The sequence below is a fragment of the Streptomyces sp. NPDC087844 genome (assembly GCF_044742785.1).
Classification (GTDB): Bacteria; Actinomycetota; Actinomycetes; order Streptomycetales; family Streptomycetaceae; genus Streptomyces.
The window spans coordinates 349,321-370,971 of the sequence record NZ_JBIUVD010000002.1 but is presented as its reverse complement, the minus strand read 5'-3'; the positions used below and the strand labels follow the sequence as shown (position 1 = coordinate 370,971).

Below are 21,651 nucleotides of genomic sequence, written 5' to 3'. Positions count from 1 at the left end.
CCGGTGAGTTCCTCGCGCCCGTGACGGGGCGGAACCGGGTGCGTTCGCACGCGCGGGCGTGTGGGGGCTGGTCGCACAGTTCCCGGTCAGCCGGTGTGGTTGCGGCTGCGTGACAGTCGACCTCGCGGTGGCGATGCGGCGGTCCCACCGACACCCGCACACCGAACTGTCAACGCGAACTCTTGCGAACTTTCGCCGTGCCGGGCCTCATGCTGCATGGCCGTCAAGACGGCGGCCGGAAGTCGACGGATCAGGATGCCCCGGGCGTGCGCTAACGTCTCGCCCTGTGTCCGACCCTCTTGAGCCTCCTGGCCTGCCAGCTCTCTCCGATGCGACCATCGACGCGATCGTCGGTCATGCCGGCCGCTCGACGCTGCCCTTCCAGCGGGCCAACCGGGAGGAGCGGCACGCAACGGCCTTCTGGTGCAACGAGCTTGTGGAGACGAGCGCCGACGGCGAGGTCGTCCGGCAGTTCCTCGTGACCGCCGGCGAACCGACCCGCGTCGCGATGGCCGAGTTCACCCTGCGCCCCGAGCTGTGCACCCCCGTGATGAGCGCGGACAAATTGCTGATGACCGATTTCGCGGAGGGCTGGACCCATCTCGGCGATCTGGGAGTGGCGGTCATGCCCACCACCGGCTTGCACGCCCACGGCGCTCGCAAGGGGTGGCGCTGGACCACCGACGAGATCACCGACGCCATCGCGGCCACGGAACAGGACATCGTCGACCTCGGTGACGGTCCGGTCGCGGCCTATCTACTGGGTCACGTCGCCGACGGGGACGGTACGCGGGAGCAGGCTGTCGTGGTCGGCGAGATTGCGCGCACCGGCAACGGCGGCATCCACTGGAACGGAGACCTGCCTCAAGGGTGCGTGGGCGCACCGGTCTTCATCGGCGCCCGTCTCGGCGGAGACGGGCACCGTTTCAAGCTGGTCTGCGTCGGGGTAGCCGTCGACGCCGACGGCCATCACGAGGTCGTCTCCTTCGACCGCGTCCGCACCGCCCTGGCCGCGTTCCACTCGGACAAGTCCACGGACAGGTCGACGGACGAAACCGCGCTGACGGTCGAACCCAGGCGGCGCTGGTGGCGGCGCAGCTGATGCCGCCCCGAAGCCGAGGGGGCGGAGCTGCGAGAGCGGCGGTGGTTCATCTTCGCGACGTACGGAGACCGGTCGGTTCATGGCGCACGGCGGACGGCGGCTTGCGCCGGGGCGAGGAGGCCCGTCAGTCACAGGTGGTGTGACCGGCGGGCCGCCCCGGCGGTCAGCCCTCCGCGCGGGCCGGCAGCCGCCACCCCGGGCGTGGGAAGTGGCAGGTGTAGCCGTCCGGGTAACGCTGCAGGTAGTCCTGGTGCTCGGGCTCGGCCTCCCAGAACGGGCCGACCGGCTCCACCTCGGTGACGACCTCGCCCGGCCACAGTCCGGAGGCGTTCACATCAGCGATCGTGTCCTCGGCGATCCGCTTCTGCTCGTCGTCCACGTAGTAGATCGCCGAGCGGTAGCTGAGACCGAGGTCGTTGCCCTGACGGTTCTTGGTGCTCGGGTCGTGGATCTGGAAGAAGAACTCCAGGATCGTACGGAAATCGGTCCCCGCGGGGTCGAAAAGGATCTCGATGGCCTCCGCGTGCGTGCCGTGGTTACGGTACGTCGCGTTCGGCACGTCGCCCCCGGTGTATCCGACCCGGGTCGCCGTCACGCCGGGGAGTCGGCGGATCAGGTCCTCCATCCCCCAGAAGCATCCGCCCGCCAGCACGGCCCTCTGTGTCTGCGCAGCCATTGCGGCCCTCCAAATTTCAGTCAGCTCGGTCACTCGGGCCGCTCGGCTCGCTCACCACCGGCATCCATACCCACTCCTCCCAACGCACGAGGGTTCCGAGCGATTCCGTACCCCGCCGAGCGGCTCGATGCCCGGCCGAACGGCTCCCTGCCCGGCCGCCGCGCTTCCCGCCGCTGTTCAGCTCTTCTCAGCTCATCTTCAACCCGTCACACGGTGGGCTTGTAGAAGGTGTAGGTGGCGGAGTAGGGGACGCTGACCTGGTCGTCGGTGCCGGCGCAGGCGGTGGTGGGGGCCACGCCGCCGTCGGTGGCGAGGCGCTGGATGTAGGAGACGTCGGCGAAGACGCCGGTGCCGCGAGTGGCGGTGGACTTGAGCAGGAGCTCGGGGATGGTGCCGGTCCTGGGCGAGGTGGCGACGGCTGCGGCGTTCACGGCGCTGCCGTCCACCGTGGACACCCAGACGGGGCCTCGGGAGTGGAGGGCGACCGGGCGGTGGTGGCGGTCGCTCCTCACCGAGAGGGTGGCGGCGGGCTCCAGCAGCTTCCAGGCACCCTCGGTACAGGTGTAGGTCTGGACGCCGGTGGCGGCGAAGACACCGGTGAGCCGGTTTCCGTCCGGGACCTTGAGCGCGTCGGGAACGTCGACGCCGACACGTACGGGCTGCGAGACCGCCGCCTGATCGGCCGACGCGCCGGAGAGCGTGCCGGCGGTCACGGCGGCGAGTGCCGCGGTGGTGAGGACAAGACGCTTGGCGAGCTTCATGGGATGTGTCTCCAGGGTGATTCCGAACGAACGAGGTCACAGCCGCGGACGCTGACGCGGACGCGGACACCGTTCCGCCGTGCGGGAACCATTGCCGAGTCGACGGACCGGGCCGCCCGGCTGAGCGCGCGGCACGTGATGGAGCAACGCCTGATGGAGCAACACGTGATGGAGCAACACGTGATGGAGCAAGGAGTATCACCTGCCCTGTTCGCCCTGGCGAGGGTCTGGGGGGCATTCGGCCGGTCACGCCACGCCGGTCCCGGGGGACACTCCGCATGTCCCGTCACCTTCTCAAGAGACCTTTGGAACAGCGGAGTTGGGGTCCACGCCCGCGAACGCGAGGCCTATGACGAAGCCCGCGACCTCCTCCAGCTGGCGGACACGGTCCAGCGACCCCAGAGTCGCCGGGGCGCCGCCGACGTCACTCACCAGCTCGCCGACGATCCGCAGGGCCGTCGGATCGTCGCCGCACATCGCCACGGTCGCCCGGGGCCGGCCGTCGTCGACGGGGCTCGTCCACAGGCCGGCGGGGAAGAGATGGAACGCCTTCACCACGTGGGCGCCCGGTGCGAGCCCGGCGATCCGCATCGCCATCGACTCGCCGCGTCCGGTGAGCAGGTCGCCGACACCGTGCGCGACGGCGTTCGTAGGGTCGATCAGAGGCGTGCCCGCGAGTACGCCGTCGGACGCGCCCGCCAGTCCCAGCATGTCCCCGACGCCGTCCCAGGACACGGCGAGCAGCACCGCGTCGCGGCCCGTGACCGCCACTCGCGGTGGGGCGGCGAGTGCCCCGCGCCCCAGTCGCTCGGCCAGCTTGTCCGCCTTGACCTGCGACCGTCCGCCGATCCACACCTCGTGCCCTGCACGGAGCCAGCCCTCGCCCAGGGCCGCCGCCAGTGTTCCCGTTCCCAGAATCCCGATACGCATCGTCGCTGCTGCCTCTCGAACCGTCGTCTTCCACTGCCAGTTGGGTAGCCACGGTAGGGAGCGCGTCACGCACCGATCGGTGCGTGACCGACCCGCGATGATGACAATGAGACGGATGACAGAGACGGATGGCAGAGAGGCGGGTGAAGGGGTGATGACCGATGACGACGCGCACTGCTACGAGCTGGTGGCCGACTGCCGGCTGCGCGCCGCCGCCGATCTGTTCGCCCACACCTGGGACCCAGTCGTCCTGGCGGCTCTTCGCTCGGGACCGTGCCGGCGCCGCGATCTGCGGGCCGCGATCGGCGGTATCAGCGACAAGGTGCTGACCGACACGGTGCGCCGCCTCCTCGCCAACGGCCTGGTGGACCGCCGGGCCCATGCCGAGGCGCCGCCGCGCGTCGAGTACGCCCTGACCGGGTTGGGGCTGAGCCTGGTCGAGGGCCCCATGGCGGCACTCGGCCGCTGGGTGACCGAGCACGGCGACGAACTCCTCGAAGCCCAGGAGGCCCAGGAAATTCAGGAGACCCAGGAGTCCCAGGAGTCCCGTGAGCCCTGGGAGCCCCGGACCCGATAGCGGGTGTCCCCGCTGCTACTCCACCTCTATGCCGTGATCCTGCACGAGTTCCATGAGGCCGCCGGTGTAGCCCTTGCCGCCGAGGACGAAGTCCCAGTCGCCGCCCGCCCGTCGGCGGAAGGAGCCGAGCACCAGCGCCGTCTCGCGCGGGCGCCCGTCGGAGACCTCCAGCTGTCCCAGTTCGGACATCGCCGGGTCGAGCAGGCGGATCCGGGCGTCGGTGAACCCGGAGAGGTCGGCGTCCGGGTTGGCCTCCGGGTCGATCGCGGCCACGAGGACGAACCGGTCCGCCCGTTCCGGCAGCCCGTCGAAGGACACACAGATCGCGGCCTTGTCGGGCCCGGTGGCGGGAAGGGTGCGCACCGAACCGTCGGGCGTCCGCGGGTTGTTGAAGAAGACGAAGTGATCGTCGCTGAGGACGCGGTTGCCCGCGCAGACCAGCGCGCACACGTCCAGGGCCACGTTCCCGGACCACGACATGCCGAGGACGTTGTAGTCGTCGGGCAGCCGGGTGCCGGGGTCCTCCGGTGCCGGCCGCGCCGACCGCGTGGCCGACCGCGTGGCCGACCGCGCCTCGCCGCCTGCCGCCCGGTCGCCCTCGCCCAGCCGCCCCCGCAGCCCGTGCCGGTGCAGCAGATCGACGAGCTGGGGGCCCGAGACGAGTTCCAGCGGTTTGCCGTTGGCGAAGGTGTGCGAGCCGGGACCGAAGCCCGAAGTCGTCACCAGGACACCCTTATTGGCCCCGGCGTCCTGCACGGTGCCGTACAAGTCGCGTACGGCGGTGGGCGGAACGGTGTTGCGGTACCGCTTGACCTGTACGACGATCTTGCCGCCCCGGATCGGCGCCGGGTCCAGCGCGTCGACGTCCACGCCGCCGTCGCCCGAGCGCTGGGTCGTCACCGCCTGCATCCCCATGGCCCGGAAGAGTTCGGCGACGAGGTTCTCGAAGGCGATCGGATCCATGGCGTACAGGTCGGGTTCCTCGTCGCCGCCGTGGGCGACGACACGGTTCCCGACGTCCTGGGGCCGCCGTCCCGTCCGTACCGGAGTGAGCTGGTCCGGACGGGCCGAGAGCTGTCCCCGCAGCGCGTCGGACAGGCAGCTGCCCGCTTCCACCTGTGCGAGGTGCAGGTCGCGGAACGCCGAGCGGGAGGCCATGACGGTCGCGAGGAAGATCTGGCCCGGTCGGCCCGTCGTCGGGTCGTGTCCGTCCACGAACCCGTTCAGGGTCACCGATTCGAGTGCGCCCAGCTCGTCCGCGGCGAAGAGTTCGTGCAGGACGAGCAGCATGCACTGCGCGAGAACGTCCCGGTACAGCGCCCGCCGTTGACTCACGGGCCGCGGGGCCTCCTTGTCCTGGTCGGTCCCTGCCACGTAGCGGACGGACTTGACCTCGGGGACGATGCCGAAGTCGGGCAGTTCCCAGTCCAGCACCAGTTCCCGGGCCGCCGGGTCGTACGCTGCCGCGACCTGGCGCGGCAGATCCTCAGGCCACGCCTTGGAGGCGTAGAGAGCGGCGGAGAAGTACTCGATCACCGCGTCGGGATCCAGGCGCCGGACGCCCTCGGTGACCTCGGTGACGCCGGCGTTGTGACGGCGTACTTCGGCCAGCTGGGTGTCGGCCCATTGCTGGTACTGCCGCTGGTAGGCGGCCAGTTGCCGCTGCCGGTGCGCCTCCGCGGCCTGGGCGGCGTGCCAGTCGTGCTCGAAGCGCGCCCGTGCCTCGGCCTGCGCCTGGGCCCTACGGTTCGCGGTCCAGCCGCTCTGCACCTGGTACTGGCCGGCGTCCGGCATGCGTACCGGCTGGGCCAGTGGCCCCGGGGCGAAGGGCTCGACCTCCTCCGGCCGCAGGAGCGAGGACGCTCTGAAGGGGGGAGTCCGGCAGCCCGCGGCGAGGAGGCCCTGCAACGACGCGACCTGTGCGTCTAGTTCGTCGGTACGGCGTTGCGCCTCGGCCTGTCTGTACTGGCGGTGGCTCTGGGCCGCTCGCCGCTGGTAGGCGAGGGTCTGCTGTTCCGCTCGCCTCCGCTGCCTGGCTTCGACTTCCAGCTGGCGCTGCTGCTGCCGTTGCACTTCGGCCCACACGCCGACAAAACCAGTAGAGCGACGAGACATGTGCCGCAGGCCCTCCCCAGGACAATGGCAGCCGAAAAGCACATAGTAGGCGTGCCGGCCGCCTCGCCTACCCTCGCGCCCCGCTTCCATAAGGCCGGGTGAGGATCTCCAGACTGTGGCCGTTCGGATCCTCGAAGTACGTGCCGCGACCGCCGTCGTTCGTGTTGATCTCGCTGACGCGGCGGTGGTACGGGTCCGCCCAGTAGGTGAGCCCGGCATCCTGGACGCGGGCGAAGATCGTGTCGAAGTCGTCCTCCGAGACCAGGAACGCGTAGTGCTGGGGCGGGATGGAGCCGACGACGTCCATGTAGTCGAGGGTCACCCCGTTCGGAATCTGTACCGGGACGAAGGGGCCGTACGCGGAGCCCACCTCCAGACCCAGGATGTCGGCGAGGAAGCGGGCCGACGTCTTCTTGTCATGGGCGGCGACGATCGTGTGGTTCAGCTCGACGGTCATCGTGCGGACCTCCTCGGCTCGTCAGCGGCACCTTTCCGGTCCATGCCTGTCCATGCCTGTCCATGCCCACGCTAGGCGCCTACCCGGCGGGACGGCACCCCCGCAGCCCGCGCAGCTATGTCCAGGCGTGGGAGGGCTGGGGCGCACCCCCGCCCCTCAGGGGCGCGGGGAACTGCGCGACCAGCCCCCACCGCGCCCGCACCCAAACACAGACCGAGCCCCAGTCACCCCCGAGCGGAGCTAGATCGTGGCCGCGTCGATCACGAACCGGTACCGCACATCACTCGCGAGCACCCGCTCGTACGCCTCGTTGATCTCAGCCGCGCTGATCAGCTCGATCTCCGCGCCGAACCCGTGCTCCGCACAGAAGTCCAGCATCTCCTGCGTCTCCTGGATGCCACCGATCCCCGACCCGGCGAGGGTCTTGCGCCCACCGATCACGGAGAACAGGTTCAGGGAAACAGGCTCCTCGGGCGCGCCCACGTTGACGAAGGCGCCGTCCGTCCGGAGCAGGGACAGGAACTTGTCCAGGTCCAGCGGAGCGGAAACGGTCGAGAGGATCAGGTCGAACGAGCCACGCAGCTCCTCGAAGGTCTGCGGGTCACTGGTCGCGTAGTAGTGGTCGGCCCCCAGCTTCAGCCCGTCGTCCTTCTTCCGGAGCGACTGCGACAGCACGGTCACCTCGGCGCCGAGCGCGTGCGCGATCTTGACGCCCATGTGTCCGAGGCCGCCCATGCCGAGGATCGCGACCTTCTTGCCGGGACCCGCGTTCCAGTGCTTGAGCGGGGAGTACGTGGTGATGCCGGCGCACAGCAGCGGCGCGGCCTCGTCGAGGGCCAGACCCTCGGGGATACCGACGGTGAAGGCCTCGTCGACCACGATGTGGGTCGAGTAGCCGCCGTAGGTGACCTCGCCGCTCCTGTCGACGGCGTTGTACGTGCCGATGTTGCCCTCGGTGCAGTACTGCTCAAGGCCCGCCCTGCAGTTCTCGCACTCACGGCAGGAGTCGACCATGCAGCCGACGCCCACGCGGTCGCCGACGGCGAACTTGGTGACACCGGAGCCGACCTCGGTGACGACGCCGGCGATCTCGTGGCCGGGGACCATCGGGAAGATGGCCTCGCCCCAGCCCTCGCGGGCCTGGTGGATGTCGGAGTGACAGATACCGGCGAACTTGATCTCGATCAGGACGTCCTGCTCACCGACCGGGCGACGCTCAATGGTGGTGCGCTCCAGCGGAGCCTTGGCGGCGGGGGCGGCGTATGCGGCGACAGTGGTCATGCGGAGGGTTCTCCTAAAGAATGGAACTGCGCCCGGCCTGCCTTCCGGCCGGGTACGCCGTCCAGGCTGCCCCGTCTGCCGGCCTTCACCCAGACCACGGTGTTACGTACGTCCACTGGTCCTACTACTGGCGGGAGCACCTTCGTATGCGTACGACCGTGTGGCTCCGTGAATACTGGATGTATGGACGAACAGCCCGCTCAGGAGCCCACTGGTGGGGCCGGACAGGAACCGGGACGGCGGCTGGACCGGCGCGCCGAACTCAGCGAGTTCCTGCGCACCCGCCGGGCCCGGCTGAAGCCGGAGGACGTGGGGCTGCCGGACTTCGGGCGGCACCGCCGGGTGCCGGGGCTGCGCCGCGAGGAGCTGGCGCAGCTGGCCGGGGTGTCCGTGGCGTACTACACCCGCCTTGAGCAGGGCAACGGACGGAACGTGTCGGCGGAGGTCCTCGACGCGATCGCGCGCGCCCTGCGGCTGAGCGGCGCCGAGCACGCGCATCTGACGCATCTCGCGAAGCCCAAGCAGCACAAGAAGAAGGCGTCGGCCCGGCCGCAGCAGGTCCGGGGGGCGATGCGGCAGCTGATCGACACGTTCGACGGTGTGCCCGCGTACGTCGTGGGGCGGCGTTCGGACATCCTCGTGTGGAACCGGATGAGCGCGGCCGTCTTCGGGGACTGGTCCCAGATGCCGGCGCAGGAGCGGAACTGGGCGCGGATGGTGTTTCTGCGGCCCGAGTACCGCGAGCTGTTCGTGGAGTGGGAGCAGAAGGCGTCCGACATGGTGAGTTTCCTGCGGATGGACGCGGGCTGTCATCCGGACGATCCTCGGCTGTCGGCTCTCGTCGGGGAGCTGTCCGTGAAGAGCGAGGAGTTCCGGCGGCTGTGGGCGACGCACGACGTCAAGGAGAAGAGCCACGGGGTGAAGCGGTTGCACCATCCCCTGGTGGGTGAGCTGACGCTGTCCTTCGAGACGTTCAAGCTCGTCGACGACGAGGAGTTGTCGATGGTCACGTATCACCCGGAGCCGGGGTCGCCGTCGGCGGAGGCGCTCCGCTTGCTCGCGAGCTGGGGAACGGACGCGGTCCAGGCGGGTTCGTCGGCGCCGAGGCAGTAGCCGACCTCGGGGGCTCCGCCCCCGAACCCCCGCTCCTCGAACGCCGGAGGGGCTGAGATACCCAGGGGCGCGGGGAACTGCGCGACCGGCCCTCACCGGCCCGCAGCTGAAAACGAACCCCCTCAAGCCCGTCCGGCGTCTGAGGACAAGGACGAGGACGAGGACGAGGGGGCCTGATACGGCGGAGCCGAACCCCAGGACCACCGCGGAACCGGCTGCTCCCCCGGAGCCACCGCGTCCGGCCCGGAGAAGTGCACGGCAAGCCGAGTCCCCCACTCCGCGTACGCGACGAACGCGGACCGAAACTCCGCATCCGTCGGCAACCCCGCGTCGTCCGCCGCGTCCTGCAACAGATTGACCCACCGCCGCCGCTGCGTCTCGGTGATGCCCTTCCCCAGATGCTTCGCGACCATGTGCCCGTGCCCGCCCTGCGTCTCGGAGTACGCGGGCGGCCCCCCGAAGACCTCCCCGAACCAGGCCGCCACATGCTCCGCGTGCTCGGCGGCGAGCCCCTCGAAGACGGGGGCCAGGACGTCGTCCTTGAGGACCTTGTCGTAGAAGACCTCGGTGAGGCGGGTGAAGGCCTCGGCGCCCCCGGACCAGGCGTACAGCGTCGGTACGGCCGCCCCCGTACCCCGTACCGTCGTCGGCTTGTAGTGGCGTGTCTCCTCCACGAACCCGGTGAAGGGGCCGATCTCGGCGACGAAGTCGGTGAAGAGCTCGGACTCGCGGAAGCCCTCGACATGGTCCTCGGTGGACGTCCAGGTGATCCGGAGCACGTAGTGCTGGAAGTCCTCCTCGCTGCGGGCCAGCTCGTAGTCGACGCAGCTCGGGGCCGCCGCGAGGTGCGCGGCGGCCCGGGAGTAGGCGGCGAGGAACAGCGCCGACTGCTCCTCGGGAATGAGGTACCGGATGTATTCAACGGTGTGCGCGGTCATGTCCTCCCCCTACCCGAACGGCCCGCCGTCAGCTGTGCTTCCGGCGGGCCGTTCTCACGCGTTCTCACGCGTCCGTGCGTATCTCCGTGCGTATCTTCCTGCTTGTCTCTGTGCGTATCAGCGTTCAGCGAGCCTTTCGGTCACTTTCCGTAGTACGCGTTGTAGATCGAGATCGTCGACTTGTTCCCCTTCTTGTCGGCGATCTTGGCGTGGAACGAGATCCCCTTGCCCTTGGCCGGGTTGGTGACCTCGATCTTGCCGTTCTTGACGGTGACCTTCTTCCAGGTCTGGCCGTAGTCGTACGACACGTACACGGCGAGCGACTTCAGGTTCGAGCCCGCGGCCGAGCCCTGGACGGTCACCGGGACGGAGACCTTCTTGTCCGCCGGAGCCCTGCTGTCCAGGCCGACGGCCGCGTCGAAGCGGATCGAGGACGCGGGCAGCTTGGCCAGGTCGGCCTTCTTGGAGCGGAAGGTCCAGCTGGCGTCGACGCGGGTGGAGGCCGCGGCGACCTTGACGGTCCGCTTGACCGAGGTGGTCAGCTTGTACGCGGCGTCACCGGCCGGAACCTTGAAGATGTCGCCCCCGACCAGCGGGTCGCTGTTCGAGCCGACCTTGGCGCCGTTGCGGTAGAGGGTCGTGGTGACCGACGAGTAGAGCGAGGAACCGGAATGGGTCTTGCCGTCGGCGAACAGCGGCAGATAACCGTAGATGCCGTTGCCCTCGCGGTAGAGGCCGAAGGAGGAGCCGATGCGCGGTCCGAAGACCGCCGTGTTGAAGGTCTTCTCGTAGCTCTTGCCCGCCGCGAGGGTCTGCGGGGTGCCGAGCGTGTAGAAGGCCTCGACGATCGGCCAGCCCCATTCGTCGACTCCGCCGTGCTGCTCGAAGTCGAGGTTCCACTTGACCCCGCCCGCGGTGGACAGGTGCACCGTCCGTGTGCCGGGCAGCGTCTGCTGGATACCGATCGAGGAGGAGCCGGAGCTGCCGGGCAGCGAGCCCCAGGCGTTGAGCGCGCCCTTCTTGCCGCTCGCCGAGGCGCCCAGGCCGGTCTTCACCGTGGCCAGCTCGCTCGCCTTGTAGTGCTTGGTGTAGCCGGTGGCGACCTGCTTGACCTTGCCTCCGACGGTGGTGTCGTACTCCTCGGCGGGCTTGGCCCAGTGGCCGTCCCACTGCTGGTACAGCGTGCCGTCCGTGATCTGCGGACCGGCGTGCGCGGCACGGAAGTTGGTGTACGAGTTCAGCCACCAGCCGAACGAGTAGCTGCTGTTGCCGGCGTCCACCGTGTAGTCCGCCGAGGCGAACTCGGACTTCGCCGCCGCGTCGGGCACGGTGACGTCCACCGGCTTGGCGGTCCGCGCGTCCACCGTGATCGTGGCACTCCTGGTGACGTTCAGCTTCGGCTGGGCCACCCAGTCGGCGCCCTTGGCGAAGTCCTCCGGGTCGACGAAGAACGCCGAGTCGAGAATGTAACCGCCCTTGGGTACGCGGACCTTGACGGTGCCGGACCCGTCGTAGGGCGAGTACCACTTCTCCTTGGCGAGCCCGGAGACCCCGACGAGGTTGGCGTTGTAGTCCTTCGCCGGGTTGCCGTCACGGCCGACGAACTTGAGCGTGAGGTCGTACGACTCCACCTCGCGCTGCACCGCCGCCGCCGTGCGTACGCTCTGGCCGCCGCCGGTCGCCGTCACGTACGCGGAGTAGGCGCCGTCGAGCGTGCCGCCCAGCTTCGAGTTGGCCGTGAGGTCGGCGGAGGCCGTGCCGCCCGCCGGGACGGTCAGCGTCTTGGCGCCGAGCGTGAAGAAGCCGGCCGGGGCGGCCTGCCCCTTCGGGTCGGTGGCCGCCACCGCGAGGTTCAGCGTGACGTCGGCCGTCCCGAGGTTGCGGTACGTGACCTTCTTGGTGACCGGGGTGTCGTCGGTGTGCGGCCACTGCTGGACGCCGAAGCTCACCGACGACGGGTCGGCCACCACGCTCTGCTTGATGGCCTTGTCGACCTGGATCCGGCCCGAACCCTGCTGGAACGGCGTGTACTTGCCGCCCTTGGCGGAGCCGGTCAGCGCGCCCTTCAGCTCGGCGTACGTCCAGTCGGGGTGCTGCTGCTTCAGGATTGCCGCGGCGCCCGCGACATGCGGGGTCGCCATCGACGTACCCGAGATGCTCACATAGCCGGCCGGCTTCTCGCCGACCTCCTTGGCGATGACGCTGCCCGCAGCCGAGGCGGCCGTGATGTCCACGCCGGGCGCGGTCACGTCGGGCTTGATCTGCCCGTCGAGGCCGGGGCCCCGGCTGGAGAACGAGGCCAGCTTGTCCGTGTCGTCGACGGCGCCCACGGTGAGCGCGGCCTCCGCGCTGCCCGGGGAGCCGATCGTCTGCTCGCCGAAGTCGCCGTCGTTGCCCGCGGCGATGGCGAAGAGGATGCCCTTCTCCTTGGACAGCTTGTTGACCTGCGCTTCGAGCGGGTCGATGTCGGGGGTGTCCCCGCCGCCCAGGCTGAGGTTCACGACGTCGGCGCCCTGCTCGGCCGCCCAGTCCATACCGGCGAGGATGCCGGAGTCGTCGCCGTAGCCGTTGTCGTCGAGCACCTTGCCGTTGAGCAGCTTGGCTCCGGGCGCGACGCCCTTGTACTTGCCGGTCGACTTGGCGCCCGTACCGGCCACGATGGACGCGACGTGCGTGCCGTGGCCGTACTTGTCGGTCGCGTCGGCGGCGGCGGAGAAGTTCTTCTCGGCGACGACCTGGTTCTTGAGGTCGTCGTGGGTCGCGTCGACACCGGTGTCGAGGACGGCGACCTTGATGCCCTTGCCGTCGTATCCGGCGGCCCACGCCTTGTCGGCGCCGATCTGCGGGACGGACTTGTCGAGGCTGGCCTTGCGGACCCCGTCGAGCCATACGTGGGCGATGCCGGAGGCGGTGCTCGCGCCGCCTGACCGTGTGTCGGTGACCGCGGCCCACAGGTCGGGCGCGTCTCCCCTGGGCGTCAGCACCGCGTCCGCGTTCAGCGACTTCAGGGTCCTGCGGACCTTGGTGTCACCGGCCTCGCGGACGTCCGCCTTCGCCGCCGCGGCCGCGCCGCTGTAGCCGACGATCAGCTTGAGGCCCTGCTTCTGGGCCTTGCGGTTGGCCGACTTGTTGAGCTCGGTGACGTCGAAGAGCCGCTGGTCGAGCTTGCCGCCGGCTATCAGCCGTGCCGCGTCGGCCGGGACGACGAGGGTGTGCCCGTCGGCCTTGCGTATCTGGACGGGTATCCCCTCGCGGCCCTTGGCCCGCTCCAGGCCGATGACACGGCCCTTGGCGTCGACGACGACACGGTCGCCGGTGATCAGGGTGACGCGGTGCTTGGGCGTGGTCTGTACGGCCTGGTCGGCGGCCGTACGCTCGGCCTCCGCCGACGCCGGGCTGGTCATGCCCGCCGCCAGGGCCACGGCTGCCGCCGTGGCGATCGTGGCCGCGCACGCTCTCTTCACTTGTCTGCGCAAGTCTCCCCCTGGAGATCAGGTCCGGGATGAACCCCCGTTCACCCGGCCGGGGGACATCCCGTACGCATGATCGCGCGCAACCCCCCGGAATACTCAGTATGCCGGGGGGGTGAACTGGTGCTCAATAGTGTGGCTGCGGTCAAGAGTTGGCGTTTTCCCTGACGGTGATCTTCCCCTTCCGGATCGTGGCGACCCTCGGGGCCTTTTTCGCGAGCGCGGAATCGTGCGTAACCATGATGAAAGTGAGCCCGTGCTCCTTCCACATGGTTTCGAGTACGTCCATGATCTCGTCGCGCATCGACTCGTCGAGGTTGCCGGTCGGTTCGTCGGCGAGCAGCACCTTCGGCTGCTTGACCAGGGCACGGGCGATGGCGACGCGCTGCTGCTGACCGCCGGACAACTCGGCGGGCAGATGCCCGGCCCGCTCGGCGAGCCCGACGGACTCCAGCGCGGCGGCGGCCCTTTCCCGGCGTTCCCTCACCTTCACCTTCAGCGGTACGAGGGCGGTCTCCACGTTCTCCTGGGCGGTGAGGGTGGGAATGAGATTGAAGCTCTGGAAAACGAATCCGATGTTCTCGCTGCGTACGTTGGTCAGTTTGGTCTCGGACAGTTTGGCGAGATCTGTTCCGTCGAGTTCGATGCTTCCGGAGGTGGGGCGGTCGAGGCCGCCGAGCATCTGGAGGAGGGTGGATTTGCCGCCGCCGGTGGGGCCCTGGATGACCAGGCGGTCGCCGTCCGGGATGGTCAGGTCGACGCCGGCGAGGGCGTGGACGGTCTCCTTGCCCCGCTTGTACTGCTTGGTGATGCCTTTTAGCTCGTACACGTGTGACTCCTGGGCCGGTTCTTGAAGGTGCGGGCCGTCCGTGGCTGGTCGCGCGGTTCCCCGCGCCCCTGGAGGGGCGCCCCGGGAGGGCGCCCTTGGAGGGGCTTGGGGCGCGGGCTGCCTTGTGGGTGTCCGGGTTATTCGACCCGGCGCAACGCGTCCGCCGGGCGGAGGCGGGAGGCCCGCCAGCCGCCGAAGGCGCCGGCGATCAGGCCGCCGGCCACCGCGAGGCCCACCGCGATCGCGATCGTGTTGAGGGCGACCGGTGCCGTGAGGGTCACGTCGAGGGCCTTGGACGCCGCCTGGCGGGCCGGGCCGCCCATACCGCCGCCACCGGGGCCGCCACCGGCGCCGGGGCCGCCCATGCCCCCGCCCGTGGAGGCGAGTTCGGCCTGGAGGGTCGGGCTGATCGCGGTGACGGCGTACGCGCCGCCGAGGCCGAGGGCGATCCCGAGGACGCCACCGACCAGGCCGTTGACGACGGCCTCCCCGACGACCTGCCGGGTGACGCGGCCGGACTTCCAGCCGAGCGCCTTCAGCGTGCCGAACTCCCGTACGCGACGGGACACGGCGGAGGAGGTGAGCAGTCCCGCGACCAGGAACGCGGCCACGAGCACGGCGATCGACAGCCACTTGCCCACGTTCGAGGCGAGGTCGGACGCGGTGGACAGGGACCCGGACACCGTGTCCGCGAGGTCGGCCGAGGTCGTCACCGTCGTACCGTCGATGTTCTTCTGGATGGTCGACTTGACGCTGTCGATCTGCTGCGAGTCGGACGCCTTGACGTAGATCGTGGTGACCTTGTTCTTGGAGTCGCTGAGCGTCTGCGCCTGCTTGAGCGGGATGTAGAGGTTGGCCGCCGCGTCACCGCTGTCGGGCGTCGCGATGCCGATGACCTTGTACTTGACGCTCTTGACGGTGACCGTGTCACCGAGGGCGAGCTTCTTCTCCTTGGCGTAGGACTTGTCGGCGACGACGACCTTCGCGTCGGTCTCCGAGGTCTTGAACGTACGGCCGCTGGTGATCTTCGAGGAGGTCAGCGGGCCCAGATCGGGCTTGGTGACGTCCGTGCCGTAGACCGAGTAGTTGTTGACGTCGAAGTCGGCGCCACCGCCCTCGACACGGCCCTGCGGGGACTGCTGGGCGCCGGGGCCGCCACCCTGCTGGTCGCCACCGCCGCCGCCCTGCTGCTGGTCCTGCTGGAACTCGCCCCGCTGGAACTGGCCGCTGACCTTGATGACCTGGAGGCTGAGCCCGCCGACGGCGTCGGAGACCCCCTTCTGCGCGTCGACCTTGGAGACCGTGGTGGAGGCCAGGGTCTGGAAGCCCTGCACCATGACGCGGTCGCTGCTCTGCTCCTCGTCGGAGTCACCGTCCCGGGCGTCGAACTGGAAGCGCGGGCGCTCGCCCGTGCTCGACTGTGCCTGGGCCGCCTTGGTGACCGTCATGTCCGTGCCCAGCCCGTACAGCGACTGGAGGACCTTGCCCTGCGCCTTCTCCATGCCGGACGACACGGAGCTGACCACGATGACCAGGGCGATGCCCAGGGCGAGTCCGGAGGCGACGACGAGCGCCGCCTTTCTGCGGCGGCGCAGTTCGCGCCTCAGATAGGTGAAGAACATGGCCGCAAGCTAGGGACACCGTGTGATGGACGGATAAGCCCCGCATAAGAGAAGGATGAGAAGGCTGTGCAGAACCTCGGAAAGGCCCTCCAGCGGGCTGTGCGGGCCCCCAAAAGGCTGTGAAAACGCCAAGGGCGGCCCCCAAAGGCTGTGAGAACGCCGAGGGCGGCTGCTCGTGGTGAGCAACCGCCCTCGGCGCGAGGAGTGTTCGGGTCGGAGGGTCAGGCGGCCGAACCGGCCTTCCACGCCGCCCAGTCCAGGTTCCAGCCGTTGAGGCCGTTGTCCGGGGCGACGGTCTTGTCACCGGTGTTCCGCACGTCCACGACGTCGCCGACGATCGAGTGGCTGTAGAACCAGCCGCCCGGGGAGTTCGTGTCGTTGGCACCCTTGGTGTCCGACAGGCCCACGCAGCCGTGGCTGGTGTTCACGCTGCCGAAGATGGACTTGGCGCCCCAGTAGTTGCCGTGGATGAACGTGCCGGAGGTCGACAGGCGCATCGCGTGCGGTACGTCCTTGATGTCGTACTCGCCCTTGCCGTCTTCCTTGGTGAAGCCGACCGTCGAGCCGTCCATCCGGGTCTCCTTGAACTTCTCGGAGATCACCATCCGGCCCTCGTACGTCTTGTTCTCCGGAGCGCCCGCGGAGATCGGGATGGTCCTGATGGTCTTGCCGTCCTGCGTGACCTTCATCGTCTTCGTCTTGGCGTCGACGATGGAGACCTGGTTGCGGCCGATCTTGAAGGTGACCGTCTTCTGCTGCACGCCGTAGACGCCGTCGGCGCCCTGGACGCCGTCGAGCTTCAGCTTCAGGGTGACGGTCGAGTTGCCCTTCCAGTACTCCTCGGGGCGGAAGTCCAGGCGGTTGGCGCTGAACCAGTGCCCGACGACCTCCTGGCCGCTGGTGGAGGAGACGGTGATCGCCTTCTGGACGTCCGCCTTGTTCGTGATCGCCTTGTCGAAGTTGATCGAGACCGGCATGCCGACGCCGACGGTGGAACCGTCCTCGGGCGTGAAGTTGCCGATGAAGCTGTTGGCCGGGGAGACCGTCGTGAACGACGCGTTCTCGTGGGCGGCGCGGCCGTCCGAGTCCTTGGCCGTCGCGGCGATCTTGTAGGCGGTGGCGCGCTCCAGCTGGCCGCTGGGCTTCCAGCTCTTCTTGTCCGCGGATATCTCGCCCTCGACGGCGGCACCGGCCGCAGTCTTCATGGTCACTGCACTCAGTGTGCCCTTGGTCACAGTGACCGCGGCGGCGCTGTTGATGGAGGCGTTGTCGGAGCCGTCCTTGGGCGTGATCTTGATCTGGGCCTCGGAGGTCTCCTTGGCCGCGGCCTCGTCGACCTTGGACTGCGAGGAGCCGTCACCTTCGCTTTCGCCCTTGGGGTTGTCGCCGCCCCCTCCGCTGCACGCGGAGAGCATCAGCACCCCGCCGAGCAGTGCGGACGCGACCGTCAAGCCCTTGCGCCGCTTACTGACCGTCATCACACGCTTCTCCATCGTTGCCGAATCCCCTGAACCAAGAGAGTCCCCGTAACACCAATCAACGCTACGACCGGTTCGTCCCGTTCCACATCCGTCGAGGGTGTGGGGCATGCCACGTCGTTCCACAGGGATACGCCTGGTGCGGGGTCGGTCACTGCGTCCCTTGAGACGACAGAACCCCGGGTGGCGGTTGCCGCCCGGGGTCATGAATTCTCCCAAGCGGCGTCAGCCGGTCGCTTCTTCCTCGTCCGAGGCGTCATCATCCTCGTCCAGGTCCCAATCCGGCGAATCGGGGTCGTAGTCGATGTGCTCGCTGCTCCACGAGGCCTGGGCGAGTTCGACCCCGGGTACGTCCGCGACCAGGTCGAACGGGTCGACGAGGTACGCGAGGGCCTCGGCCGTGTTGTGCGTCACGGTGCTCTCGGCGTGGGCCCGCTCGTCGGCCGGGATCTCGGAATCCTCGGCCATGCGGCTCAGCGCCGCCTTGGTCAGTGCGTTCTCGTCGTCGACCTCGACGACCAATTCGACGTGCAACCGCACAAAACGTGATGTCTCAGGTGTGCTCATGCATGGGAGCGTACGACTCTTGGCCACCGTGACTTTCCCGTGACCCGCACCTTTCACTAACATCGCCCCACACGGCCAATTCGCCAGCGTCACAAGGGGATCGATATTCCGTGTCCGCACGTCGATCGTTGCTGACCGCCACCGCCGCGGGGACCCTCCTGGGTGCCCTGTGGTTCGTCCCGTCCGCCAAGGCGACGGACGACAAGCCGGCGGAGCACAGAACACGGACAACGACCACGACGGTGGTCCGCACCGCGGCGCACACGTCCACGGACACGTCCGCGGAGGCCGCCACCGACACTACAGACACGACTGATACGACCGACACGACCCAGACCCGTCTGGCCGACACGGGGAGCTTCGACACGACCCCGTACGTGGCGGGCGGCACGCTGTTCCTGGCCCTGGGGGCGGGGTTCGTCGTCTATTCGGTACGCAGGGAACGCATGACCGAGTTCTGACCGCCCCCGCCCGCCGAACGGAGCCGGGTCGCTCCCGGTCAGAGGAGGTGGTCCGCCTTGCCGGCTTTGATGTCGAGGATGAGGGTGCGAAGGGCCTCGCGGGTGTCGGTCAGAGGGGTGTCCTCGGCACCGGCCACGGCTATGTAGGCGTTGCCGTCGGGGTCGGTGCCAAGGCGGAAGCAGTTGTTGCCCTCGCCGCAGAAGGGGTCTTCCCAGGTGATGTGGTCGGTCACGACGTCTCCTACAGTTCGCGAGCAATCTTGCGGATGTGGTCGCGTGACGCTGTCGAGGTCATTGCCGCGCCGTCCATCCAGTCCAGATGGGCACGGTACTTCGTGAGCTGAGCCTCGGCGTGGGTGAATTCCGGTCCGTGTGCCGAGTCCAGTTGCACGGTGTCGAGACAGGGCACTGCCCCGTCCGCATAGAGCAACGCATGCCCTGCGCCCGGGAACCCGCCCACGGATGTGGGGATCACGCGGACCTCGATGTTGTCCCGCTCGGACTGGGCGCCCAGATGCCTGAGCTGTTGCCGGGTGGCCCCCGTGCCGCCGTACGGCATACGCAGAGCGGCTTCGTGGACGTGGGCGACGTACGGGAGCGGGTCCGGCCGCTCGAAGACCTGCTGACGCTCCATGCGATGCGCGACGCGGAGTTCGATTTCGAGGCGGGTCAGTGGCGGCAGTACGGCTGCGAAAACAGCGCGCGCGTACCCCTCGCTCTGGAGCAGTCCGGGCGCGTGCATGACCTGAGCGGTCCGGACACGGGTGGCGTGCCACTCCAGCTCGGCGATGTCCAGCAGGCCGGAGGGCAGCGTGCCGCGGTGGCGCTCCCACCACCCGCGTTCCTTGTCGACGGCCATGGCCACCAGAGCCTCGACGTAGCTTTCGTCCGTGCACGCGTAGTTGCATGCCAGGATGCGGACGCGTTCCGGCGAGAAGGGGCGGATGCCCGACTCCATGTTGGAGAGCCGCGTTCTGTCGATGCCGAGGAGACTCGCGGCGTACTCCGTGGTGGCATCCGCCGCCAGCCGCATCTTGCGCAGCTCGGAACCGAGTCGCTTCTGCCGTTGCGTCGGGGTGATTCTGGTTGACATGGCGACAGTCTGCCTGTGCCAGAGGTCGAGGTCCACACACGAAGGGGGTAATTATCTCCAGTAAGATGCACACAGTGACTCCATTTTCTCTACTTTCTGTAGTGCACCACTCACGCACGGCATAGCGGAAGTGCATGGCACGAGCCTGCCGGCGATGCTCCCGCCCCGGGAGGAGCGGCTCGCGCCAGAGAGACAGGCCACGGGCCGTGCGGCCTCGGAACTCACCACACGTACTGGAGTCCCCCATGCCCAAACCAACCTCCCTCTGCCCTGTGCCGCCCCTGCCCGCGCCCCCTCCCGTCGCCTGGGAGTGCCATCTGCACCTCACCAACGACCCCCGAGCGGCCCGCATCGCCCGCCAGACCATCCGCACAGTCCTCGTCGGCTACGGCTACGCATCCGAACTCGCGGATACCGCCGAGCTGTTGACCTCCGAGTTGGTCTCGAACGCGGTGAAGCACTCGGACGGTCCGGTGACCGTCAGACTCCGTACCCGCGACGGAGTCGTCCGCATCGGGGTCATGGACAACCACCCCGAACTCCCAGGCCCCCTGCCCTGCACCCCTGACCAGGACTTCGGCCGAGGCCTGTTCCTCGTCGAGGCTCTTGCCGACACCTGGGGCCGCTACCACCTCCCGGCCCGCTCCCGGACGGCCGGCTGGAAAGTGGTGTGGTTCGAACTGGCCGCCGTACGCGAGTGAGGCCCGGCAGCGATCGGCGTGTCCGAGCCAAGCCGCGCGTGCCCCCGGCGCTTCAAGCCCTTCACCACGAACGAGGCCCGGCAGTTCCTCCACGCCGCCAGCACCGACCGGCTCCACGCCCTGCACGAACTCACCCTGCGCACCGGCCTCCGCAAGGGCGAACTCCTTGGCCTGCACTGGGACGACCTCGACTTACCACCGGAACCGCCGCCATCCACCGCTCTCTCCAGCGCACCCGCACCGGCGGCCTGACCATCCTGCACACCAAGACCCGCGCCTCCGAACGCCGCATCGTCCCCCCACCGAATGCATCAACTCCCTCAAGATCCACCAGGAACGACAGCAGGAAGAGCGCCAGGCGGCCGGAACGAGCTGGACGTACAACGGGCTCGTCTTCATCACCCCCACCGGTAGACCGCTCGACCTCACCCGCCGATTCCGCCGACTCCTCCAGGGCACGCAGCTCCGGACCATCCGTTTCCACGACCTCCGACACTCGATGGCCACTCTGCTCCTGGAACAAGGCGTCGACCTCGTCGTCATCAAGGAACTCCTCAGGCATGCCCACATCGGCGTCACCGCCGGCGTCTACGCCCACGTCCGACTCCGCCTCCAACGCCAAGCCATCGACACCCTCGGGGGCGTCCTCGGATCAACCGACGACGCCCCCGACAACCCATCCGTCACAGCCGTCGTCCGCTGACGTTGCCGTCACCGTTGCCTTCAAACAGCCAAAGTGCCCCGCCGGAATTAATCCGGCGAGGCACTTTGGCTGTTTGAAATGCGCGGTCTTTCACGACCCCCTATGAGATTTAGGGGTCGTGGTTGACACCAATTCCCTCATTTGGACAAGGAAAGGCATACCTTCCCGTTCGGCGCGCATTGCAATATCACGGAACAGGAGCTGCTCGTCAGACTCATCAGCACCAGACAGGAGAGCGATATCCCGCACTTGCTGCCCGTAGTGAGTCATCAATCTGTCCCACGAAACATCACCTTCGGCGCCTGGACGTTCGGCCTCGCCTTCCGCCCAAACAGAATCAACCTCAAGAGCGCCAACAATGGCATTGAATGCGCCACTTCGCGATTCTTCGAGGTAGGCACGCAATGCCAGAGTCGCGGTAGAAATTGACTCCACAGCCAAAGCTTGGGCGAGGCCAAATTCATCAACCGTGTTGATCGACTCAAGGTCTGACTCTGCACTCCTGATCGCAGCCTCGAGTCTGGGAGCAAGTTCGATGGCAGAGGCGCCCGGCCTGGCGCGCAGAACTCGCCACGCCCCCACCAGGCCATCATGAACCAATCCGTATCCTTCCAGGTCAGCGTGGGCCTCGCTGTACACCTGATAGACGGGAAGAGTCCGGTGGGCTGCGGCCAGAGAGAGCACGAAGACTCTCTCGAGGGCCAGCTCGCCACACGCTGCCTCGATCCGGCCAATCTCTTCCTTTGTGAGCATTTGCACCCCTTCCGATGCCGCCAC

General features: G+C 68.5%; 20 protein-coding genes and 1 pseudogene. 6 read left to right on the top strand and 15 right to left on the bottom strand.

Annotated features, from left to right (window positions below):
• The first annotated feature begins 286 nt into the window (after positions 1-286).
• A complete protein-coding gene (locus tag ACIOKD_RS05250) occupies positions 287-1,102 on the top strand; it encodes a hypothetical protein (RefSeq protein ID WP_402078400.1) in 816 nt (271 codons plus the stop codon).
• Between the two features lie 163 nt (positions 1,103-1,265).
• Here the strand turns inward: ACIOKD_RS05250 and msrA are convergent, their stop codons facing one another.
• The 3 genes from msrA to ACIOKD_RS05235 all read right to left on the bottom strand — a co-directional run bounded on the left by msrA (position 1,266) and on the right by ACIOKD_RS05235 (position 3,469).
• Positions 1,266-1,778 (bottom strand): peptide-methionine (S)-S-oxide reductase MsrA, encoded by a 513-nt coding sequence (msrA, locus tag ACIOKD_RS05245; protein WP_402078398.1) that lies wholly within the window; start codon positions 1,776-1,778, stop codon positions 1,266-1,268.
• Positions 1,779-1,984: 206 nt separating this feature from the next.
• Positions 1,985-2,539 (bottom strand): DUF3455 domain-containing protein, encoded by a 555-nt coding sequence (locus ACIOKD_RS05240; RefSeq protein ID WP_402078395.1) that lies wholly within the window; start codon positions 2,537-2,539, stop codon positions 1,985-1,987.
• A 294-nt stretch (positions 2,540-2,833) separates the two neighbouring features.
• Positions 2,834-3,469 carry an NADPH-dependent F420 reductase gene (locus ACIOKD_RS05235; protein WP_402078391.1) on the bottom strand — a complete coding sequence of 212 codons (636 nt, stop codon included), beginning with the start codon at positions 3,467-3,469 and terminating at the stop codon, positions 2,834-2,836.
• A gap of 154 nt (positions 3,470-3,623) precedes the next feature.
• On the opposite strand from ACIOKD_RS05235, the gene ACIOKD_RS05230 reads away from it, so the two are divergent.
• On the top strand, positions 3,624-4,046 hold the full coding sequence (locus tag ACIOKD_RS05230) for a winged helix-turn-helix transcriptional regulator (protein ID WP_402079205.1): 423 nt from the start codon (positions 3,624-3,626) through the stop codon (positions 4,044-4,046).
• 15 nt (positions 4,047-4,061) lie between these two features.
• Here the strand turns inward: ACIOKD_RS05230 and ACIOKD_RS05225 are convergent, their stop codons facing one another.
• The 3 genes from ACIOKD_RS05225 to ACIOKD_RS05215 form a co-directional block, all read right to left on the bottom strand.
• Positions 4,062-6,161, bottom strand: a complete 2,100-nt coding sequence (locus ACIOKD_RS05225; protein ID WP_402078388.1) for a restriction endonuclease — start codon at positions 6,159-6,161, stop codon at positions 4,062-4,064.
• Between the two features lie 67 nt (positions 6,162-6,228).
• A complete protein-coding gene (locus ACIOKD_RS05220; RefSeq protein WP_402078385.1) occupies positions 6,229-6,618 on the bottom strand; it encodes a VOC family protein in 390 nt (129 codons plus the stop codon).
• 240 nt (positions 6,619-6,858) lie between these two features.
• Positions 6,859-7,899 carry an NAD(P)-dependent alcohol dehydrogenase gene (locus ACIOKD_RS05215; RefSeq protein WP_402078383.1) on the bottom strand — a complete coding sequence of 347 codons (1,041 nt, stop codon included), beginning with the start codon at positions 7,897-7,899 and terminating at the stop codon, positions 6,859-6,861.
• 183 nt (positions 7,900-8,082) lie between these two features.
• Here ACIOKD_RS05215 and ACIOKD_RS05210 point away from each other — a divergent pair, with 183 nt between their 5' ends.
• Positions 8,083-9,012, top strand: coding sequence for a helix-turn-helix transcriptional regulator (locus ACIOKD_RS05210; protein WP_402078380.1), 930 nt, complete (start codon positions 8,083-8,085; stop codon positions 9,010-9,012).
• A 122-nt stretch (positions 9,013-9,134) separates the two neighbouring features.
• Here ACIOKD_RS05210 and ACIOKD_RS05205 read toward each other — a convergent pair whose 3' ends face one another.
• The 6 genes from ACIOKD_RS05205 to ACIOKD_RS05180 form a co-directional block, all read right to left on the bottom strand.
• Positions 9,135-9,950: an antibiotic biosynthesis monooxygenase gene (locus ACIOKD_RS05205; protein WP_402078377.1), complete on the bottom strand. Its 816-nt coding sequence runs from the start codon at positions 9,948-9,950 to the stop codon at positions 9,135-9,137.
• A gap of 140 nt (positions 9,951-10,090) precedes the next feature.
• Complete coding sequence (locus ACIOKD_RS05200; RefSeq protein ID WP_402078374.1) at positions 10,091-13,414, bottom strand: S8 family serine peptidase; 3,324 nt, start codon at positions 13,412-13,414, stop codon at positions 10,091-10,093.
• A gap of 151 nt (positions 13,415-13,565) precedes the next feature.
• Positions 13,566-14,249: an ABC transporter ATP-binding protein gene (locus ACIOKD_RS05195; protein ID WP_402078371.1), complete on the bottom strand. Its 684-nt coding sequence runs from the start codon at positions 14,247-14,249 to the stop codon at positions 13,566-13,568.
• A 137-nt stretch (positions 14,250-14,386) separates the two neighbouring features.
• A complete protein-coding gene (locus ACIOKD_RS05190) occupies positions 14,387-15,871 on the bottom strand; it encodes an ABC transporter permease (protein WP_402078368.1) in 1,485 nt (494 codons plus the stop codon).
• Positions 15,872-16,092: 221 nt separating this feature from the next.
• Complete coding sequence (locus ACIOKD_RS05185) at positions 16,093-17,364, bottom strand: Ig-like domain-containing protein (protein ID WP_402078365.1); 1,272 nt, start codon at positions 17,362-17,364, stop codon at positions 16,093-16,095.
• Positions 17,365-17,574: 210 nt separating this feature from the next.
• Positions 17,575-17,916: a hypothetical protein gene (locus tag ACIOKD_RS05180; RefSeq protein WP_402078363.1), complete on the bottom strand. Its 342-nt coding sequence runs from the start codon at positions 17,914-17,916 to the stop codon at positions 17,575-17,577.
• Between the two features lie 110 nt (positions 17,917-18,026).
• On the opposite strand from ACIOKD_RS05180, the gene ACIOKD_RS05175 reads away from it, so the two are divergent.
• On the top strand, positions 18,027-18,377 hold the full coding sequence (locus tag ACIOKD_RS05175; protein WP_402078361.1) for an LAETG motif-containing sortase-dependent surface protein: 351 nt from the start codon (positions 18,027-18,029) through the stop codon (positions 18,375-18,377).
• 38 nt (positions 18,378-18,415) lie between these two features.
• On the opposite strand, the gene ACIOKD_RS05170 is transcribed toward ACIOKD_RS05175, so the two are convergent.
• A complete protein-coding gene (locus tag ACIOKD_RS05170) occupies positions 18,416-18,610 on the bottom strand; it encodes a hypothetical protein (protein WP_402078358.1) in 195 nt (64 codons plus the stop codon).
• An 8-nt stretch (positions 18,611-18,618) separates the two neighbouring features.
• Positions 18,619-19,470 (bottom strand): helix-turn-helix domain-containing protein, encoded by an 852-nt coding sequence (locus ACIOKD_RS05165; protein ID WP_402078356.1) that lies wholly within the window; start codon positions 19,468-19,470, stop codon positions 18,619-18,621.
• A gap of 245 nt (positions 19,471-19,715) precedes the next feature.
• Between ACIOKD_RS05165 and ACIOKD_RS05160 the strand changes: the two genes are divergently transcribed.
• Together ACIOKD_RS05160 and ACIOKD_RS05155 are read left to right on the top strand one after the other, a co-directional pair.
• Positions 19,716-20,171, top strand: coding sequence for an ATP-binding protein (locus ACIOKD_RS05160; RefSeq protein WP_402078354.1), 456 nt, complete (start codon positions 19,716-19,718; stop codon positions 20,169-20,171).
• Positions 20,172-20,213: 42 nt separating this feature from the next.
• A pseudogene (locus ACIOKD_RS05155) lies at positions 20,214-20,874 on the top strand (site-specific integrase); the annotation flags it as partial.
• Positions 20,875-20,964: 90 nt separating this feature from the next.
• Here ACIOKD_RS05155 and ACIOKD_RS05150 read toward each other — a convergent pair.
• The gene (locus tag ACIOKD_RS05150; protein ID WP_402078351.1) at positions 20,965-21,651 is read right to left on the bottom strand and encodes a hypothetical protein; all 687 of its coding nucleotides are present in this window, start codon (positions 21,649-21,651) and stop codon (positions 20,965-20,967) included.

Coding starts and splice junctions, on each gene's coding strand:
- ACIOKD_RS05215 (WP_402078383.1), bottom strand. CDS start 7,899: ATGACCACTGTCGCCGCATACGCCGCCCCCGCCGCCAAGGCTCCGCTG.
- ACIOKD_RS05160 (WP_402078354.1), top strand. CDS start 19,716: ATGCCCAAACCAACCTCCCTCTGCCCTGTGCCGCCCCTGCCCGCGCCC.
- ACIOKD_RS05235 (WP_402078391.1), bottom strand. CDS start 3,469: ATGCGTATCGGGATTCTGGGAACGGGAACACTGGCGGCGGCCCTGGGC.
- ACIOKD_RS05165 (WP_402078356.1), bottom strand. CDS start 19,470: ATGTCAACCAGAATCACCCCGACGCAACGGCAGAAGCGACTCGGTTCC.
- ACIOKD_RS05225 (WP_402078388.1), bottom strand. CDS start 6,161: ATGTCTCGTCGCTCTACTGGTTTTGTCGGCGTGTGGGCCGAAGTGCAA.
- ACIOKD_RS05240 (WP_402078395.1), bottom strand. CDS start 2,539: ATGAAGCTCGCCAAGCGTCTTGTCCTCACCACCGCGGCACTCGCCGCC.
- ACIOKD_RS05220 (WP_402078385.1), bottom strand. CDS start 6,618: ATGACCGTCGAGCTGAACCACACGATCGTCGCCGCCCATGACAAGAAG.
- ACIOKD_RS05205 (WP_402078377.1), bottom strand. CDS start 9,950: ATGACCGCGCACACCGTTGAATACATCCGGTACCTCATTCCCGAGGAG.
- msrA (WP_402078398.1), bottom strand. CDS start 1,778: ATGGCTGCGCAGACACAGAGGGCCGTGCTGGCGGGCGGATGCTTCTGG.
- ACIOKD_RS05210 (WP_402078380.1), top strand. CDS start 8,083: ATGGACGAACAGCCCGCTCAGGAGCCCACTGGTGGGGCCGGACAGGAA.
- ACIOKD_RS05180 (WP_402078363.1), bottom strand. CDS start 17,916: ATGAGCACACCTGAGACATCACGTTTTGTGCGGTTGCACGTCGAATTG.
- ACIOKD_RS05190 (WP_402078368.1), bottom strand. CDS start 15,871: ATGTTCTTCACCTATCTGAGGCGCGAACTGCGCCGCCGCAGAAAGGCG.
- ACIOKD_RS05230 (WP_402079205.1), top strand. CDS start 3,624: ATGACCGATGACGACGCGCACTGCTACGAGCTGGTGGCCGACTGCCGG.
- ACIOKD_RS05185 (WP_402078365.1), bottom strand. CDS start 17,364: ATGGAGAAGCGTGTGATGACGGTCAGTAAGCGGCGCAAGGGCTTGACG.